General features: G+C 66.5%; 19 protein-coding genes. 16 read left to right on the top strand and 3 right to left on the bottom strand.

Translation table 11 applies throughout. From position 1 onward, the window contains the following. The first annotated feature begins 37 nt into the window (after positions 1-37). From ACZ5YA_RS22375 to ACZ5YA_RS22350, 6 genes are all read left to right on the top strand, one after another. A complete protein-coding gene (locus ACZ5YA_RS22375; protein ID WP_054455784.1) occupies positions 38-724 on the top strand; it encodes a hydrolase in 687 nt (228 codons plus the stop codon). Positions 725-854: 130 nt separating this feature from the next. Then, the gene (locus tag ACZ5YA_RS22370; RefSeq protein WP_059376359.1) at positions 855-2,447 is read left to right on the top strand and encodes an MFS transporter; all 1,593 of its coding nucleotides are present in this window, start codon (positions 855-857) and stop codon (positions 2,445-2,447) included. Between the two features lie 81 nt (positions 2,448-2,528). Beyond that, on the top strand, positions 2,529-3,233 hold the full coding sequence (locus ACZ5YA_RS22365) for a pirin family protein (RefSeq protein ID WP_464091252.1): 705 nt from the start codon (positions 2,529-2,531) through the stop codon (positions 3,231-3,233). A 41-nt stretch (positions 3,234-3,274) separates the two neighbouring features. Next, positions 3,275-3,538, top strand: a complete 264-nt coding sequence (locus ACZ5YA_RS22360) for a XapX domain-containing protein (protein WP_059376366.1) — start codon at positions 3,275-3,277, stop codon at positions 3,536-3,538. A gap of 128 nt (positions 3,539-3,666) precedes the next feature. Next, a complete protein-coding gene (locus ACZ5YA_RS22355) occupies positions 3,667-5,553 on the top strand; it encodes an amidohydrolase (protein ID WP_251879578.1) in 1,887 nt (628 codons plus the stop codon). An 11-nt stretch (positions 5,554-5,564) separates the two neighbouring features. Then, positions 5,565-6,011: a DoxX family protein gene (locus tag ACZ5YA_RS22350; protein ID WP_059376370.1), complete on the top strand. Its 447-nt coding sequence runs from the start codon at positions 5,565-5,567 to the stop codon at positions 6,009-6,011. A 74-nt stretch (positions 6,012-6,085) separates the two neighbouring features. Here ACZ5YA_RS22350 and ACZ5YA_RS22345 read toward each other — a convergent pair whose 3' ends face one another. Further along, complete coding sequence (locus ACZ5YA_RS22345) at positions 6,086-7,009, bottom strand: LysR family transcriptional regulator (RefSeq protein ID WP_059376372.1); 924 nt, start codon at positions 7,007-7,009, stop codon at positions 6,086-6,088. 165 nt (positions 7,010-7,174) lie between these two features. Here ACZ5YA_RS22345 and ACZ5YA_RS22340 point away from each other — a divergent pair, with 165 nt between their 5' ends. Next, positions 7,175-7,657 carry a VOC family protein gene (locus tag ACZ5YA_RS22340; protein ID WP_054455770.1) on the top strand — a complete coding sequence of 161 codons (483 nt, stop codon included), beginning with the start codon at positions 7,175-7,177 and terminating at the stop codon, positions 7,655-7,657. 17 nt (positions 7,658-7,674) lie between these two features. Beyond that, the gene (locus ACZ5YA_RS22335; RefSeq protein WP_464091251.1) at positions 7,675-8,349 is read left to right on the top strand and encodes a flavin reductase family protein; all 675 of its coding nucleotides are present in this window, start codon (positions 7,675-7,677) and stop codon (positions 8,347-8,349) included. A gap of 16 nt (positions 8,350-8,365) precedes the next feature. Here the strand turns inward: ACZ5YA_RS22335 and ACZ5YA_RS22330 are convergent, their stop codons facing one another. Continuing rightward, complete coding sequence (locus tag ACZ5YA_RS22330; RefSeq protein WP_088143578.1) at positions 8,366-9,298, bottom strand: LysR substrate-binding domain-containing protein; 933 nt, start codon at positions 9,296-9,298, stop codon at positions 8,366-8,368. A 171-nt stretch (positions 9,299-9,469) separates the two neighbouring features. Here ACZ5YA_RS22330 and ACZ5YA_RS22325 point away from each other — a divergent pair, with 171 nt between their 5' ends. From ACZ5YA_RS22325 to ACZ5YA_RS22300, 6 genes are all read left to right on the top strand, one after another. Then, a complete protein-coding gene (locus tag ACZ5YA_RS22325) occupies positions 9,470-10,381 on the top strand; it encodes an amino acid ABC transporter substrate-binding protein (protein ID WP_059376395.1) in 912 nt (303 codons plus the stop codon). A gap of 93 nt (positions 10,382-10,474) precedes the next feature. Further along, positions 10,475-11,221 carry an amino acid ABC transporter permease gene (locus tag ACZ5YA_RS22320; protein WP_059376401.1) on the top strand — a complete coding sequence of 249 codons (747 nt, stop codon included), beginning with the start codon at positions 10,475-10,477 and terminating at the stop codon, positions 11,219-11,221. 9 nt (positions 11,222-11,230) lie between these two features. Next, a complete protein-coding gene (locus tag ACZ5YA_RS22315) occupies positions 11,231-11,920 on the top strand; it encodes an amino acid ABC transporter permease (RefSeq protein WP_118932745.1) in 690 nt (229 codons plus the stop codon). Positions 11,921-11,977: 57 nt separating this feature from the next. After that, positions 11,978-12,712 carry an amino acid ABC transporter ATP-binding protein gene (locus ACZ5YA_RS22310; RefSeq protein ID WP_041652034.1) on the top strand — a complete coding sequence of 245 codons (735 nt, stop codon included), beginning with the start codon at positions 11,978-11,980 and terminating at the stop codon, positions 12,710-12,712. A 5-nt stretch (positions 12,713-12,717) separates the two neighbouring features. Then, positions 12,718-13,773: a threonine aldolase family protein gene (locus ACZ5YA_RS22305; protein WP_464091250.1), complete on the top strand. Its 1,056-nt coding sequence runs from the start codon at positions 12,718-12,720 to the stop codon at positions 13,771-13,773. Between the two features lie 42 nt (positions 13,774-13,815). Then, complete coding sequence (locus ACZ5YA_RS22300; protein ID WP_059376407.1) at positions 13,816-14,721, top strand: EamA family transporter; 906 nt, start codon at positions 13,816-13,818, stop codon at positions 14,719-14,721. 83 nt (positions 14,722-14,804) lie between these two features. Here ACZ5YA_RS22300 and ACZ5YA_RS22295 read toward each other — a convergent pair whose 3' ends face one another. After that, positions 14,805-15,101, bottom strand: coding sequence for an acylphosphatase (locus tag ACZ5YA_RS22295; RefSeq protein WP_059376413.1), 297 nt, complete (start codon positions 15,099-15,101; stop codon positions 14,805-14,807). Between the two features lie 160 nt (positions 15,102-15,261). Between ACZ5YA_RS22295 and ACZ5YA_RS22290 the strand changes: the two genes are divergently transcribed. After that, the gene (locus ACZ5YA_RS22290) at positions 15,262-16,158 is read left to right on the top strand and encodes a phytanoyl-CoA dioxygenase family protein (protein ID WP_059376419.1); all 897 of its coding nucleotides are present in this window, start codon (positions 15,262-15,264) and stop codon (positions 16,156-16,158) included. Between the two features lie 210 nt (positions 16,159-16,368). Continuing rightward, entirely contained in the window at positions 16,369-17,532 is a 1,164-nt protein-coding gene (locus ACZ5YA_RS22285; protein ID WP_280014444.1) for an alpha-hydroxy acid oxidase, read from the top strand. Positions 17,533-17,583 lie beyond the last annotated feature (51 nt).

Genomic DNA, 17,583 nt, shown 5'->3' with positions numbered 1-17,583 from the left:
GCCTTCCTTGATAGTTTTCCTTAAAGAGAGATCCGCCATGTCCGCCAACAAATACCTCGAAGTCCTGACCCCGCAGAACAGCCAGATCATCTTCATCGACCAGCAGCCGCAGATGGCCTTCGGCGTGCAGTCCATCGACCGCCAGACGCTGAAGAACAATGTGGTGGGCTTGGCCAAGGCCGCACGCGCCTTCAATATCCCGACCACCATCACCACCGTCGAAACCGACAGCTTCTCCGGCAATACCTACCCCGAACTGCTGGCTGTGTTCCCCGAGAACAAGATCCTGGAACGCACCTCCATGAACTCCTGGGACGACCAGAACGTGCGCGACGCGCTGGCCGCCAATGGCCGCAAGAAAGTGATCGTCGCCGGCCTGTGGACCGAGGTCTGCAACACCACCTTCGCGCTGTGCGCCATGCTGGAAGGCGAGTACGAAATCTACATGGTGGCTGATGCTTCGGGCGGCACCTCGGTGGACGCGCACAAGTACGCCATGGACCGCATGGTGCAGGCTGGCGCCGTGCCGATGACCTGGTTGCAGGTGATGCTGGAATGGCAGCGCGACTGGGCCCGCAAGGAGACCTATGACGCCGTCACGGGCATCGTGAAGGAACACTCCGGCGCCTACGGCATGGGCATCGACTACGCCGTCACCCACGTGCACAAGCTGGCAGAGCGCGTGCAGCACGGTGAACGCATCGGCCCCAACCCCGCCAAGTAAACCGCAAGCCGGATCGTCCAGACAGCGTCTGGCCGGTCCGGCGCCTTGTTTTTGAACACGGCGTTTTGAACACGGCGGGCGGCGGGACTTGCGGGTCCGAATGCCGCCTGGCGCGATCCAGGAGAGTCCCATGCCAGACCAGAAGAATCCCGCCGCGCGCGGCACCTTCGCGCCCTTGCGCCAGTCCGTGTTCGCCGTGCTGTGGGCCGCGACCGTGCTGGGCAACGTGGGCAGCTTCATGCGGGACGTGGCCAGTTCGTGGCTGGTGACCGACCTGTCGGCCAGCCCGGCCGCGGTGGCGCTGATCCAGACGGCGGCGACCCTGCCCATCTTTTTGCTGGCGATTCCCGCTGGCGTGCTGTCCGACATCCTGGACCGGCGCCGCTTCCTGATCTTCGTGCAGCTGCTGCTTGCCTCGGTCAGCGGCACGCTGCTGCTGCTGTCGCATTTCGGCGCGCTGACGGTCGATTACCTGATCGCCCTGACCTTCGTCGGCGGCATCGGCGCGGCCTTGATGGGACCGACCTGGCAATCCATCGTCCCCGAACTCGTACCGCGCGAAGAACTCAAGGGCGCGGTGGCGCTCAATTCGCTGGGCATCAACATCGCCCGCGCCATCGGTCCGGCGGCGGGCGGCCTGATCCTGGCCAGCTTCGGCGCGGCCGTCACCTATGGGCTGGACGTGCTGAGCTACGTGTTCGTCATTGCCGCACTGCTGTGGTGGAAGCGTCCCGCGGCCGTCGATAGCGCGCTGTCGGAGAACTTCTTCGGCGCGTTCCGCGCCGGCCTGCGCTACACGCGGGCCAGCAAGGAGTTGCACCGCGTGTTGCTGCGCGCCGCCGTCTTCTTCCTGTTCGCCAGCGCGGTCTGGGCCTTGCTGCCGCTGGTGGCGCGGCAGATGCTGGGCGGCTCCTCGGGCTTTTACGGCGTGCTGCTGGGCGCGGTGGGCGCAGGAGCCATCATCGGCGCCCTGCTGCTGCCCAGGCTGGGCGCCCGCCTGAATGCCGACGGGTTGGTGCTGCTGGCATCGGTGGCCAGCGCGGCGGTCATGGCCGTGCTGGTGTTCGCGCCGCCGCAATGGCTGGCCGTGCTGATGCTGGTGGTGCTGGGCATGGGCTGGATTACCGCGCTCACCACGTTCAATGGCGTGGCCCAGGCCGTGCTGCCCAACTGGGTGCGCGGCCGCGGACTGGCGGTGTACCTGATGGTCTTCAACGGCGCGATGGCCGCCGGCAGTTTGGGCTGGGGCCTGGTGGCGCGCGAGATCGGCGTGCCCTACGCTCTGGCGGTCAGCGCCGCCGGACTGGTCGCGGTTGCGCTGCTGTTTCATCGCGCCAGCCTGCCGGTCGGCGAGGCGGATCTGCAGGCGTCGAATCACTGGCCGGAGCCGCTGGTCGCTGAACCGGTGGCCCACGACCGCGGTCCGGTGCTGGTGCAGGTCGAGTACCGCATCCGCCAGGAAGACCGCCCTGCCTTTCTGGATGCGATGCAGCGCCTGTCGCAAGAGCGACTGCGCGATGGCGCCTATGCCTGGGGCGTGGTCGAGCACACCAGTGACCCGCAGCGGGTGGTCGAGTGGTTCTTCGTCGAATCCTGGGCCGAACACCTGCGCCAGCATCACCGGGTGTCGCACGCCGATGCCGATCTGCAGGCGGAAGCGCTGCGCTTTCACATGGGGCCGGAAAAGCCCGAAGTGCATCACTTCCTGGCCTTGAAGCGCTGACGGGCAGCGTCGGGAGCACGTCCATGAACCACATGAAGCATGCCGCCGTGATCGGCGACAGTCCGGCCACGGAGGCGCATCATGATTGAGCGCCGTCCGCTTGCGAGCCTGGGCCACGAACGCCGCGGCTGGCTGGATGCCAAGCATCACTTTTCCTTCGCGGCCTACCAGGACCCCGAGCGCATGAACTGGGGCGCGCTGCGCGCATGGAACGATGAAACCATCGCGCCGGGCGCAGGGTTTCCGCCCTTGTTGCACTCGGACGTGGAAATCATCACCTGCGTGCGGGAAGGCGCGCTCACCCATGAAGACGATCTGGGCAATCGCGGCCGCACCCGCGCAGGCGAAGTGCAGGTCGTGAGCGCGGGCAGTGGGGTGACGCATGCCGAATTCAATATGGAAGGCGGACCCGCGCACGTCTTCCAGATTTGGATAGAGCCGGACCGCCGCGGCGCGCCGCCCAGTTGGGGCCGGAAGTCCTTTACCCGCGAAGCCTGCAAGGGACGCTTCATCACGCTGGCCAGCGGCATCGACGGCGACGATGATGCGCTGCCCATCCGCAGCGACGCGCGCGTGCTTGCGGTGGCGCTCAAAGCAGGCGAAGCCGTCGTTTACCGCTTCGCGCGCGGCCGCCGCCGCGGCTATCTGGTCGCCTCCAAGGGCAGATTGCAAGTCAACGGCGTGGAGATTGGCTCGGGCGATGGCGCCGCCATCCGCGACGAAACCGATGTGCGCCTCATGGCCTTGGACGATGCCGAAGTGCTCCTGGCCGATACGCACGCATGAGCGGCGCGCGCTCATAACCCCTACACAACGCGAGGACGCACATGAAGATCTATCTACTTTCCCTGGGCGCCGGACTGCTGGTCGGCGTGGTCTACAGCCTTCTGCAGGTCCGCTCGCCCGCTCCGCCGCTGGTGGCGTTGATCGGCCTGCTGGGCATATTGGTCGGCGAGCAGGTCATTCCCGTGGGCAAGCAACTGCTCAAGGGCACCGCCTTCGTCGCGGCCTGTGACAAGGAAAAGGCCGTGAGCCACGTGCTCGGGCAATTGCCTGGCCGCCACCAGGCTCAAGACAAGGAACACGGCTGAGCCGGTTCCCGCATCCAAGGAGATATTGCATGCCTACCCGCCGCGATCTCATCGGTGTAGCTTCCGCCCTGGCGCTCAACGGTATGTTGGGACGCCCCGCCATCGCCAGTTCAAAAGGAGATTCCAACATGTCCAACGCCACGCCGGACGTCATTTTCCACAATGGCCGCATCACCACGCTGGACCGTGGCAAGCCGCAGGCCAGCGCTGTCGCGATCAAGAACGGCCGCTTTGTGGCGGTCGGTTCGGACGCCGAAGTCATGCCGCTGGCCGGCGCCGGCACGCGGGTCGTCGACCTGAAGCGCCGCGCGGCCTTGCCGGGCCTGTACGACAACCACACCCACGTGGTCCGCGGCGGCCTGAACTACAACATGGAGCTGCGCTGGGACGGCGTGCGCTCGCTGGCCGACGCCATGGCCATGCTGAAACGCCAGGTCGCCATCACGCCCGCGCCGCAATGGGTGCGCGTGGTGGGCGGCTTTACCGAGCATCAGTTCGCCGAGAAACGCCTGCCCACGATCGAGGAGATCAACGCCATCGCGCCCGACACGCCGGTGTTCATCCTGCACCTGTATGACCGCGCGCTGCTCAACGGCGCAGCGCTGCGCGCGGTGGGCTATACCAAGACCACGCCCAATCCGCCGGGCGGCGAGATCATGCGCGATGGTCAGGGCAATCCCACGGGGCTGCTGCTGGCCAAACCTAACGCGACCATTCTGTACGCCACCCTGGCCAAGGGCCCCAAGCTGCCCTTCGACTACCAGGTCAATTCCACGCGCCACTTCATGCGCGAGCTGAACCGGCTGGGCGTGACCGGCGTGATCGATGCGGGCGGCGGCTTCCAGAACTATCCGGACGACTACGCCGTGATCCAGAAGCTCGCCGACGAGAACCAGATGACGGTGCGCCTGGCCTACAACCTCTTCACGCAAAAGCCCAAGCAGGAAAAGGAAGATTTCCTCAACTGGACGTCGAGCGTGAAGTACAAGCAGGGCAGCGACTACTTCCGCCACAACGGCGCGGGCGAAATGCTGGTGTTCTCGGCGGCCGACTTCGAGGACTTCCGCGTCGAGCGTCCGGACATGCCGCCCGAAATGGAAGGCGAACTGGAAGAGGTCGTGCGCGTGCTGGTGCAGAACAAGTGGCCGTGGCGTTTGCACGCGACCTACGACGAGACCATCTCGCGCGCGCTGGACGTGTTCGAGAAAGTGCATCGCGATACGCCGCTGACGGGGCTGAACTGGTTCTTCGACCACGCCGAGACCATCTCCGACAAATCGATCGACCGCATTGCCGCGCTGGGTGGCGGCATTGCCGTACAGCACCGCATGGCCTACCAGGGCGAGTACTTCATCGAACGCTACGGCGCGAAGGCCGCCGAAGCCACGCCGCCCGTCGCCAAGATCCTGCAGCGCGGCGTGAAGGTCTCGGCCGGCACCGATGCGACCCGTGTCGCGTCCTACAACCCCTGGGTGTCCTTGTCCTGGATGGTTACCGGCAAGACCGTGGGCGGCACCCGCCTCTACCCTGCGCGCAACTGCCTGGACCGCGAGACGGCGCTGCGCATGTGGACCGAGAATGTGGCCTGGTTCTCCAACGAGGAAGGCAAGCGCGGCCGCATCGAACCCGGCCAGCTGGCCGACTTCATCGTGCCGGACAAGGACTACTTCAGCTGCACCGAGGACGAGATCTCCTTCCTGACCTCGGACCTGACCGTGGTGGGCGGGCGGGTGGTCTACGGCGCGGGCGAATTCGCGCCGCTGGACGACAACCCGCTGCCGCCCGCCATGCCCGACTGGTCGCCTACCCGGCTGTTCGGCGGCTATGGCGCCTGGGGCGATCCTGACGGCGCCGGCCGCAATTCGCTGGGCTACCGCAACATGGCGGCCTGCGCGTGCGCCAGCTCCTGCGGCCTGCATGGACACGACCATGCCCGCGCATGGACGTCGAATGCGCCCAGCTCGGATCCGCAGGGCTTCTTCGGCGCGCTGGGCTGCTCCTGCTGGGCCGTCTGAGGAGGCTGGCCATGAACGCTGCTTTCCAATGGGAACGTCGCCTGGCCGACCTGGCCCGCCCGCTGTTCGGCGCCTCGGCGCTGCGGTTCCTGGCCTATCTGGGGCTGTGCGCCGCCTACCTGCAGGGCGGGCTGGTGAAGCTCTTCGATTTTCCCGGTGCGCTGCGCGAAATGGCGCATTTCGGGCTGTCGCCCGGGCCGTTGTTCGCGGTGCTGGTGATTGCGCTGGAACTGGTTGCTTCCCTGATGATCCTGACGGGCCGGCTGCGATGGCTGGGCGCGCTGGCGCTAGCTGCATTCACGTTGGTGGCGACCGGTATTGCGTTGCGCTTTTGGGAGATGCCCGTGGGGCAGGAACGCTTCATGGCGGCCAACTCGTTCTTTGAACATCTGGGGTTGGCCGGCGGGTTTCTGCTTGTGGCGTGGTTGGATCTGCGGGAGATCGAGAAGGCACCTTGAATCGATCCTTAAGCGCCTTGTGATCGAATTCAGGGTGTTTTCCCGCGCAAGCTGCTACGTTGACGGCGAACTATCTACAACCCCGCCGCCGCATCCGGCGGCGTGCCGCAAACCTGCTTGATCGTTTGCCTTAGCCAGCGGTGCGCGGGGTCGCTGTCCAGCCGCGGCGGCCAGGCCTGCACCACGGTGACCGGACGCATGGGCACCGGCACCTCGAAGGCGCTCAGCTTCAGGCCCAGGCGTTCGACGCCGGACATCAGGTTCTGCGGCATGGACGGCAGCACCAGGTCGGAATCGGCCAGCGCGAAGATCGCGGCGTGGAAGGTGGGCGTGATCAGCGTGACGTGGCGCGCCAGCCCGAGTTCTTCCAGGGTGTCGTCGATCGGGCCTTGCGCGCGGCCGCGGCGCGACACGCTGACGTGGTCGTAGGCGCAGAAGCGCTGCGGGGTGATGGGCGCCTTGAAGATCGGGTGTTCCTTGCGCGCCAGTCCGCAGAACGCGGTGGTGAACAGGGTCTGCACCTTGATGTCGGCGCCGAACTTCTGGGAAGAACCGATATAGAGATCGGCATCGCCGCTGAGCGCGTCGGCGTCGTGGTTGCCTTCGGAGACGAAGCGCAGCACGGCGCGGGGCGCATAACGGCGCAGGTGCTCGCGCAGCCGGCCGCCGTAACCGCCCACGAACACGTCGTTGGCGCGCAGGGTGAAGACGCGCGTCAGGGTTGCCAGGTTGATGTCCTCGCCGAAGGCCGTGAAGACGGCCTGCGCCTGTTCGATGACGTGGCGCACCTGCGCGTGCAGGGCCAGCGCCCGGGGCGTGGGCGCCAGGCCGCGGCCGGAGCGCACCAGCACGGGGTCGCCGACGGCCTCCCGGATGCGCGCCAGGCCGCGGCTCATGGCGGGGGTGCTCAGGTTCAGCCGGCGCGCCGCGCCGACGACGCTGCCTTCCTGGATCAGCACGTCCAGGGTCAATAGCAGATTCAGGTCTAGCGGTTTCATGTGACCAAGCATAGCGCGGCCGGCAAACCGGGCGGGCGTTTCAGGGTTGTGTCTGATGCACTTCTGGATTGCGCCAGACGGCATTCCCCGGCGTCCCGTCCGGGACCAACATTCGAGCCGTGGCCGCGCGTGGGCGCAGGCCGTATGAGAACCGAGGAGAGACAAATGGCGCTGGAAGTTCTGGAGTTGCATCATCACGCGGTGCGCATGTCGCTGGACAAGGTCGCGGCCATGGGCGCGTTCTATGGAGACGTGCTGGGTTTGGACACGGACCGCGGCCGTTGGGAGATTCCGGGCATCGCCGGGTACTTCCTGGACATGGGCAACGACTGCCAGATCCACCTGCTGGGCAGCGACGGCCCCTCGCCCTATTCTCAAGGCCCGGGCTGTGATCCTGTGGAAAACCACGTGGCGCTGGCCGTGCGCGATATCGCGGCGGCCGAGACGGAACTGCAGCGTCTGGCGGTGGACTACTGGAAGCTGGACAACGTGGCCGCGCCCGAGCTTATGCAGCTGTTCCTGCGCGACCCGGTGGGCAACCTGATCGAGCTGCACCAGATCGGCCGCTGCCGTTGCAAGCGCAGCGACCGCGCCTTCGCCGATGCGAAGGCCGCGCAAGGCGCCGCGCCGTCGCAGGGTCGGGACTGAGGGGTTGGGGATAAGCCATGTTCATCGATCTGAATGACCTGGCGGGCCCGGCGCGCTACAAGCTGCTGACCGCGGCGATCGTGCCGCGGCCCATCGCCTGGATCGTGTCGCGCGACGCCGCAGGGACGACGAACGTGGCGCCGTTCTCGTTCTTCAACCTGATGTCGGGCGATCCGCCGCTGATCTGCGTCGGCATCGGCGTGCGCGGCGATGCGCCCAAGGACACCGCGCGCAACATCGCCGAACGCGGCGAGTTCACCGTGAGCCTGGTGTCCGCCCCGCAGGCCGGCCGGATGAACGTGACGGCGGTGGATTTTCCGGCGGGCGTGGACGAGTCCCTGGAGGCTGGCCTGGAGCTGTCGCCGTCGCGGCGCATCGAGGTGCCCTGGGTGGCGCAGTCGCCCGTGGCGTTCGAGTGCCGCGTGCATGAACTGCTGCGCATCGACCGCCGCAGCCTGATCGTGGCGCAGGTGGCGGCCATGCATGTGCGTGACGACGTGGTGGCGGACCGGGAGCATCTCTATCTGGATGGTCCGGCGATGGACCTGCTGGCGCGCCTGCACAATCCAGGCTGGTATTGCCGGCCGCAGGCGGCCTTTCAGATGCCTCAACTGCCGCTGGCGCAGTGGGATGCGATGAAGCAATCGGGCGAGGCCGAGCGGTATCTGGAGCAAGGCGCCGCAGAGCGCTGATGGCACCAGCGCGGCGTCACCGCCCCGGCCGCGCCTTCAGATCCCCCATCTCTTCCTGCATGAGCTGGTGCGCATAACGTGAAAACACGCTGACCAGTCGCGTGCGCGTGTGGTACGGCGGATACAGCAGCGCCACCGTCACCGGCACGGCGGGGCTGAAGGGGCGGATCTCGACATTGTGGGCCGCGTATTCCTCGCGCGCGGCCAGCGGGTTGATGAGCGCCACGCCCAAGCCCGCGCCGACCAGGGCGCAGATCGACGACCCCAGGCCGGCCTCGGCCACGGTCTGGCGTTCGACCTTGGCTGTCTTGAATATCGTGTCGATCTTTTCGCGCAGCGGCGTGCCGCTGGTGAAGGCCACGAACGGTTCGCCGGCGAAGTCGGCGGGCTTGAGTTTCTTCAGCTTGGCCAGGCGATGGCCCTTGGGCACTACCGCGACGCAGCTCATGGTCAGCACCGGCTCGACCTGGATGCCGGGGGAATCTCCCGACAGCATGGCCAGGCCCGTGTCGCAGAACCCCGAACTGATCCAGTTGTGCACCGTGCTGGCGTTGCCGGAATGGATGGACACCATCACGTCCGGGTATTCCGTCTTGAAGGCCGCGACGATGCGCGCCAGCAGGCCGCCTGCCAGCCGCGGCATGGCGGCCACGCTCAGGCGGCTGGCGCTGAACGAGCGGATGCTGGCCGCCGCCGATTCCAGGCCGGCCAGGCCGATGAAGGTCTTTTCCACTTCCTGGAAGAAGCGCGACCCGTCCTGCGTCGGGGTCAGGCGGCTGCCATTGCGGTCGAACAAGGCGAACTGGGTAATGGCTTCCAATTGCGCAATTAAGCGGCTAACGTGCGGCTGCGAGGTGTGCACGCGCCGTGCGGCGGCGGTCATGGAGCCGGTCATCATCACGGCGCGGAACGCCTCGATGTGTCTCAAGCCCATCCGTGGAATGGCCATGTCAAATCCGTATAGAGGAATACTCGATTGGAACTGGATAAAACCATACCGCTAGTTGATACTTTTCGCCAGCCGCGGGGCTCATCGCGGGACGAGGCGGCTGTCAGCCTGGCTGGCGCCGTCGATCGTGAACATAAACATGCGCCGCTCGAACGGCGCCAAGGGAATCAGATGAAAGCACTTGCTGCGATCTCCGTCGCCGCGGCCTTCCTGGGCAGCGCCGCAACCGCCCAGGCCGAAGGCCCCAGCCGCCTGGACAAGATCAAGGAAACCGGCGTGATCACGCTGGGCCATCCGGAGACCTCGGTCCCGTTTGCCTATCTGGACGGCAACCAGAAGCCGATCGGCTACACGGTGGAGATCTGCCAGGAAGTCGCCCAATACGTGAAGGCCGCCCTGAAGCTGCCCAAGCTGGAGGTGCGCTACAACCCGACGACTTCCGCCACGCGCATTCCGCTGCTGGCCAACGGCACCATCGACCTGGAATGCGGCAACACCACCAACAACCTCGAACGCCACAAGCTGGTGTCGTTCGCGCCCACGACCTTTGTGGCGCAGGTGGTGCTGGTGGCGCGCAAGGACGGCGGCGTGGATCCCAACAACCTGGAGTCCTTCCGCGGCAAGTCGATCGCGGCGCAGGCCGGCGGCCAGACCTTCCGGCTGATCTCGCAGCTGAACGCCAAGGGCAACCTGGGCATCACCATGGCGCCCACCAAGGACACCGCCGAAACCATCCTGATGGTGGAATCGGGCCGCGCCGCGGGTTCGGCCAACGATGACGGCATCGCCTATGGCGCGGTGGCGTCGTCGAAGAATCCCGACGCCTTCGTGATTGGCACCAAGGGCCTGGAAATGGCGCCCTACGGCATCATGGAACCCAAGGACGATCCGGCCTTCAAGAAGGTGGTGGACGATGCCGTGCGCGATCTGATCAAGACGGGCAAGGTGGCCGCGATCTACGACAAGTACTTCAATGCACCGATCCCGCCCAAGCAGATCAACCTGAAGTACCCGATGAGCGATGCGCTCAAGCGCGCGCTGGCCAATCCGACCGATTCCGGCGATCCCAAGGCGTACGAGTAAGCAGGCTGCGCGCGGGACGCCTGGCGTCCCGCGGCTTGCGTGCAAGGAAGCCGGCTGCCAGGCGCGGTTGGCATCGCCATCAAGGGACGGGGCATGAATTACAACTGGAGCTGGAGCATCTTCCTGGATATGTCGCCGGACGGCGTGCATACCTTTCTGGAGACGATCTTCATCGGCGTGGGCTGGACCTTGGCGCTGGCCCTGACCGCGTGGGTGTTCTCGCTGTTGCTGGGGTCAGTGCTGGGCGTGATGCGCACCGCCAGCTCGCGCCTGATGAACGCGCTGGGCGCGACCTATGTGGAGGTCTTCCGCAACATCCCGCTGCTGGTGCAGATGTTCCTCTGGTACTTCGTGCTGCCCGAACTGCTGCCGCATGCCTGGGGTCTGGCCATGAAGCAGATGCCGCAACCCTGGGGCCAGTTCGTACCCGCGGTGCTGTGCCTGGGGTTCTATGGATCGGCGCGGGTGGCCGAGCAGCTGCGCGCGGGCATACAGTCGCTGCCGCGCGGCCAGTTCCAGGCGGGCACCGCGCTGGGCCTGACCGAGGCGCAGGTGTACCGCTACATCATCCTGCCGGAAGCGTTCCGCATCGTGCTGCCGCCCCTGACCTCCGAGTTCATGGGCACCATCAAGTATTCGTCGGTGGCGCTGACGATCGGGCTGTTGGAACTGACCGGCCAGGCGCGTTCGATGGCGGAATTCAGCTTCCACATCTTCGAGGCGTTTTCCGCGGCCACGGTGATCTACCTGATCATCAACGGCATGGTGGTGCTGGGCATGCGGCTGCTCGAACGCCATGTCGCGGTTCCCGGACTGATCGGTTCGGCGAAAAGGCCCTAGGACGAAGCCATGGGCAAATTCGATTTCGACGTGATCTGGGCGGCGCTGCCCTATCTGTTCAAGACGGGCATGACCTTCACGCTGACCCTGACCGCGCTGGCCGGCGTGATGGGCCTGGCGCTGGGCACGCTGCTGGCCATGATGCGGCTGTCGCGCTTCAAGATCCTGTCGGTGCCGGCGGGCATCTACGTGAACGTGATGCGCTCGATCCCGCTCTTGCTGGTGATCTTCTGGTTCTACTTCCTGATGCCCTACATCGCCGCCTGGGTGGTTGGGTCGCCCACGCCGTTGCGCGTGGGGGCGTTCAATTCGGCGGTGATCACCTTCACCCTTTTCGAGGCCGCGTACTTCTGCGAAATCATGCGCGCGGGCATCCAGTCGATCGCGCGCGGCCAGGTGTCGGCCAGCATGGCGCTGGGGCTGAACCACTGGCAGGGCATGCGCTATGTGGTGTTGCCGCAGGCGTTCCGCAACATGCTGCCGGCGCTCTTCACGCGCATCATCATCCTGTTCCAGGACACCTCGCTGGTGTATGTGCTGTCCCTGACCGATTTCCTCGGCGCGGCCGCCAAGATCGGCCAGCGCGACGGCCGTCTGGTGGAGCTCTATCTGTTCGTGGCGGTGGTGTATTTCGTGATCTGCTTCACGGCGTCCCGCCTGGTCAAGCTGCTGGAAAAGCGCACGCGGGTGCTGCGCTAGCGCAGCGCTTCCAGTTATCCACAGGTTTCAACAATGCAACTCTCTTCCAAGCCCCCCATGATAGCGATCAAGCAGGTCAGCAAGTGGTATGGCGACTTCCAGGTGCTGGACGATTGCTCCACCACCGTGGGCCGCGGCGAGGTCGTGGTGGTGTGCGGACCGTCGGGTTCGGGCAAGTCCACGCTGATCAAGACCGTGAACGCGCTGGAGCCCTTCCAGAAAGGCGAGATCCAGGTCAACGGCATTTCGGTGGGCGATCCGCGCACCAACCTGCCCAAGCTGCGCGCGGTGGCCGGCATGGTGTTCCAGCATTTCGAGCTGTTCCCGCACCTGTCGGTGACGGAGAACCTGTGCCTGGGCCAGCTCAAGGTGCTCAAGCGCGGCAAGGACGAAGCCCGCCAGCGCGCGCTGGCCCTGCTGGAGCGCGTGGGCCTGTCGGCGCACAAGGACAAGCACCCCGGCGAACTGTCGGGCGGTCAGCAGCAGCGCGTGGCGATCGCGCGCGCGCTGTCGATGGATCCGGTGGTGATGCTGTTCGACGAGCCGACCTCGGCGCTGGACCCTGAGATGGTCAACGAAGTGCTGGACGTGATGACCGACCTGGCCGCCGAGGGCATGACGATGATGGTGGTGACCCATGAAATGGGATTCGCGCGCCGCGTCGCCGACCGTGTGATCTTCATGGACGGCGGCAAGATCGTGGAAGACTGCGACAAGGAGCAGTTCTTCGGCGATGTAGAGGAGCGTGCGCCGCGCACGCGCCAGTTTCTTTCCAAAATCCTGCAGCACTGACAGCCATGACCCAGACCTCCCCCGCCGCCGCCCGCGCACCCGTCGACCTGCGCAGCGACACGGTCACCCATCCCACCGCGGCCATGTACGAACGCATGCGCACCGCGCCCATCGGCGATGACGGCCTGGACGGCGATCCTACCGTGCGCGAGCTCGAGGCGTATGTGGCCGGCCAGCTGGGCAAGGAAGCCGGGCTGTTCGTGCCCAGCTGCACCATGGCCAACCTGCTGGCGGTGCTGGCGCAGACGCAGCGCAATGAGCAGGTGGTGTTGGAATCGGCCGCCCACATGTACACGTCCGAACGCGGGGCGGCCACGTTCACCGGCTCGTTCTACCTGGGCCTGCCCGGTACTGACGGCGCCATGGACCTGAACCGCCTGGAGGACGCCTTGCTGGCCGGCGGCCACCGGTTGAAGACGGCGCTGGTGACGATGGAGACCTCGCACAATAACGCCGCCGGCGCGGTGCTGCCGCTGGATCACATGCAGGCGGTCCATGGCTTGGCGCGTGTCGCGGGCGTGCCGGTGCACCTGGATGGCGCGCGCCTCTACAACGCGGCCGTGGCCCTGGGCGTGGCGGCGGGCGAGATCGCCCGCCATGCCGACACCGTGTCGCTGTGCCTGTCCAAGGGCCTGAGCGCGCCGGTGGGCGCGGTGCTGGCCGGCAGCCAGCCCGTCATGGCGCGGGCGCGCGTGCTGCGCCGCATGCTGGGCGGCACCCAGCGCCAGTCGGGCATCATGGCCGCAGCCGGCCTGGAAGGCGTGCAGACCATGACCGGGCGGCTGGCGGAGGATCACGTCCGCGCGCGCCGCCTGAGCGCGGGCGTCAACCGCCTGGGACCGGCCATCTCGGCCACCGAACCGCAGACCAATATCGTGCAGGTGGAGACCGCCGGCACGGGCATGAGCAACACGGAGTGGGTGGCGGCCCTGCAGGCGGCGGGCCTGCTGGTGCGCCCCTGGGGCCGCACGCGGCTGCGCTGCGTGACCCACCGCCACATCGGCGATGCCGACATCGACGCGGCTGTGCAAGCCTTCGAAACGGTGCTGAACGCAGGCTGATCTGCTCCGTTCGGCGGCGGTGGCGCGATGCGATAATGCCGCATGACCACGACCCATCTTTCCCGAAAAGACTATTTCTGCGCACTGGCGGTCGTGGTCATCTGGGGCACCAACTTCGTCGCCATGAAGGTCGGCATGCGGGGCCTCTCTCCCATGCTGCTGGGCGCCCTGAGATTCGCGCTGGCGGCCTTCCCCCTGATTCTCTTCGTGCGTGCGCCCAGGCTGCCGTGGCGCTGGGTCGCGGCCTATGGACTGGTGCAGGGCCTGGGCCAGTTCGGGCTGCTCTTTACCGCCTTGAAGTTCGGCATGCCGGCCGGCATGGCGTCGCTGGTGATCCAGACGCAGGCGTTCTTCACGTTGCTGCTGGCCGCGCCCATCCTGCATGAGCGCGCGCAGCGCCATCACTGGATCGGGCTGGGCGTGGCGGCGCTGGGGCTGGCGGTCATCGCCGGCGGCCGCGGCGAAGGGCCGGGCCAGATGACCATGGCGGGGTTCGTGCTGACGCTGGGCGGCGCGTTCATGTGGGCCGTGTCCAACATCATCGTGCGCCTGGCCAGCCGCAAGTCGCCGGGCTACGACCCGTTTGCCTTCATCGCCTGGAGCAGCGCCGCGCCGGTGCTGCCTTTCCTGCTGCTGGCCGTGCTGGTCGACGGCTGGCAGCCGGTGGTCGGCATGATCATGAACATAGGCTGGGGAGAGATCCTGTCGGTGTTGTACCTGGCGGTGCTGGCCACCTTGGTGGCCTACACGCTGTGGACGCAGTTGCTCACGCGCCACGCCGCCGCCAAGATCGCGCCGTTCTCGCTGCTGGTGCCCGTGGTGGGGCTATGGGCCGCTTCCGTTGCCTTCGGCGAACGCCTGGAGACGCTGCAATGGGTGGGCGTGGCCTGCGTGCTGGCCGGCCTGCTTTTCAACCAGCTGGGCGGGCGCTGGCTGCGCACGCGCTGAGTCTTTCGGCAGGCGCCTTTTTTCCTTTCGCGTCCGTATCGGCCGACCAGACTAGCCCATAACGGCGAGCAGAGGCGACGGCCTCACAGCTGCTCGAAACGGATGTAACGCTTATCGGTGTACTCCCGGCGGGTGGTGATCTCCTGCACGCTGGCGCCCGGGGGGCCGCGCCGCAGCCATTCCAGCATGTGGTCGACCTGGTCGGCGGTGCCCTGCACCATGGCTTCGACCGTGCCGTTCGGCAGGTTCTGCACCCAGCCCTTGGCGCCCAGCATGTGGGCGCGCCGGACCGTGGCGTGGCGGTAGCCCACGCCTTGCACGGTGCCAGTGACCGTGACGTGCACGGTCTCGATATGGGTATCGGCTTTAGGGTCTTGCATCGATTCTCTCTTGGATGAGGCGCCGCGCTCGGCGATGTACGTAGACGGTAGTGACTACGGCGGATGGTCTATAGGCCGGGGGGGCGCCTGGCGATACGTTAGAGCTCATGTCAAAACGTGCCAGCGGGAACACCCGTTACCAGAGCTTGGAGAAGCCATTATGGAAGAGACCAGTTTGTTGTCGGAAGCCGAGACAGCGCGCTACAGGGAACAGGGCTACCTGGCCCTGAAGGACATGTGCCCGCAGGACGAGGTGGGTTACATCCGCAGGACGCTGCTCGACCTGTTCGCGAACAAGACCGGCTACAACGAGGGGGCGCAGTATGACTTTGTGAGCCGCGACGACCCGTCCAAACCTGCCAAGTTTCCCAGCTTGCACGATCCTCGCCATTATGCCCCGGGCCTCTTGAAGACCGAGTACCACGAGCGCACCCTGGAGCTGGCGCGCCAGTTGCTGGGCCCCGAGGCGGCCCTGTACGGCGAACACGCCCTGCTCAAGCCAGGGCCGCACGGACCGGAAACGCCGTGGCATCAGGACGAGGCTTTCCGCTCGCCGGACTTCATCTACAACGAACTCAGCATCTGGCTGGCGCTGCAGCCGGCCACCACGGAAAACGGCTGCATGCAGTTCATTCCGGGTTCCAACAAATGGGACGTGCTGGAGCACCGTTCGCCGGGCGGCGACAAGACCCTGCATCCGCTTGAATGCTGCGGCGATTTTCCGCGCGACCAGGCGGTGCCGGAGCCGCTGGACCCGGGCGGCATCACGGTGCATGACGCCCGCACGCTGCACTTCACCGGGCCGAATACCTCGCAGGCGCCGCGGCTGGCTTACATCCTGATCTACAACACGCCGCCGGTCTACAAGCCGGGCCGCCGCGAATTCCCGTGGCTGGAAGGCCGCTGGACCGACAGCCAGACCCGCAAGAAACAGTGGCACAAGCGCGGCGGACTGGCCGTGGACGTGATGCGCCGTCTGCCCGCCGCGCGGCTGACCAGCCCGCGCTGGGTGGCCTGGGCCACGATTCGGGCGGTGTCCAAGGTCTGGCCGCGATAACGGGGGCGCAGGGGCCGCAAGAGTCCCTGCGATAAAAGGGGGGGCGCGAACGAGGCCGGCAAGCGACGCTTGCCGGCCTCGGCGCGTATACTGGGCGGCGTTGTGGGGCCTGGGAGGGCCGCGCAATCGCTGGAGCTGCCCGCAGCTGGCGGCCCGGCGTCCAAGAATAACGAGCCGCAGCTGGCGCCCCAACACTCCATAGACCACTCCATGACCGCTAACCTTTCTACGATCACCTGCATCGAAGATCTGCGCGCCATTGCGCAGAAGCGCGTGCCGCGCATGTTCTACGACTACGCGGATTCCGGCGCCTGGACCGAAGGCACCTACCGCGCCAACGAAAGCGATTTTCAGAAGATCAAGCTGCGCCAGCGCGTGGCGGTCAATATGGAAGGCCGGTCGCTGCGCACCACCATGGTGGGCCACGACGTGATCATGCCGCTGGCGATCTCGCCCACGGGCCTGACCGGCATGCAGCACGCGGACGGCGAAATCCTGGCGGCCAAGGCAGCGGCGGACTTCGGCGTGCCCTTTACCCTGTCCACCATGAGCATCTGCTCGCTGGAAGATGTGGCCGCGGCCACCAGGAAGCCGTTCTGGTTCCAGCTCTACGTGATGCGCGACCGCGAGTTCGTCGCCAACCTGATCGACCGCGCCAAGGCCGCCGGCTGTTCGGCGCTGGTGCTGACGCTGGACCTGCAGATTTTGGGCCAGCGCCACAAGGACATCAAGAACGGCCTGTCCACCCCGCCCAAGCCCACCCTGCGCAATCTCATCAACCTGGCCACCAAGCCGCGCTGGTGCATGGGCATGCTGGGCACCAAGCGCCGCACCTTCGGCAACATCGTCGGCCACGCCAAGGGCGTGAGCGACCTGTCCTCGCTGGGGGCATGGACGGCCGAACAGTTCGACCCGAGCCTGAGCTGGAACGACGTCGAATGGATCAAGCAGCGCTGGGGCGGCAAGCTCATCATCAAGGGCATCCTGGATGTCGAGGACGCGCAATCGGCCGCCAATAGCGGCGCCGACGCGCTCATCGTCAGCAACCACGGCGGGCGCCAGCTGGACGGCGCCATGTCGTCCATCGCCGCCCTGCCCTCCATCGCCGACGCCGTGGGCTCGAAGATCGAAGTGTGGATGGACGGCGGCGTGCGTTCCGGCCAGGACATCCTGAAGGCCGTGGCGCTGGGCGCGCGCGGCGCCATGATCGGCCGCGCATTCCTGTACGGCCTGGGCGCCTATGGCCAGGCCGGCGTGACCCGCGTGCTGGAGATCCTGTACAAGGAAATGGATACGACGATGGCGCTGTGCGGCCGTCGCTCGATCGAGCCCGGCGACCGCAGCATCCTGCTGCCCGGAACCTACCCGAACTGAACGGTTCGGCAGCCCATGGGAAAAAGCCTGGATACGGTAGCGTGCCAGGCT

This window comes from Achromobacter sp. JCM 18799 (assembly GCF_055395645.1).
This window is presented reverse-complemented; position numbering and strand designations above follow the sequence as displayed.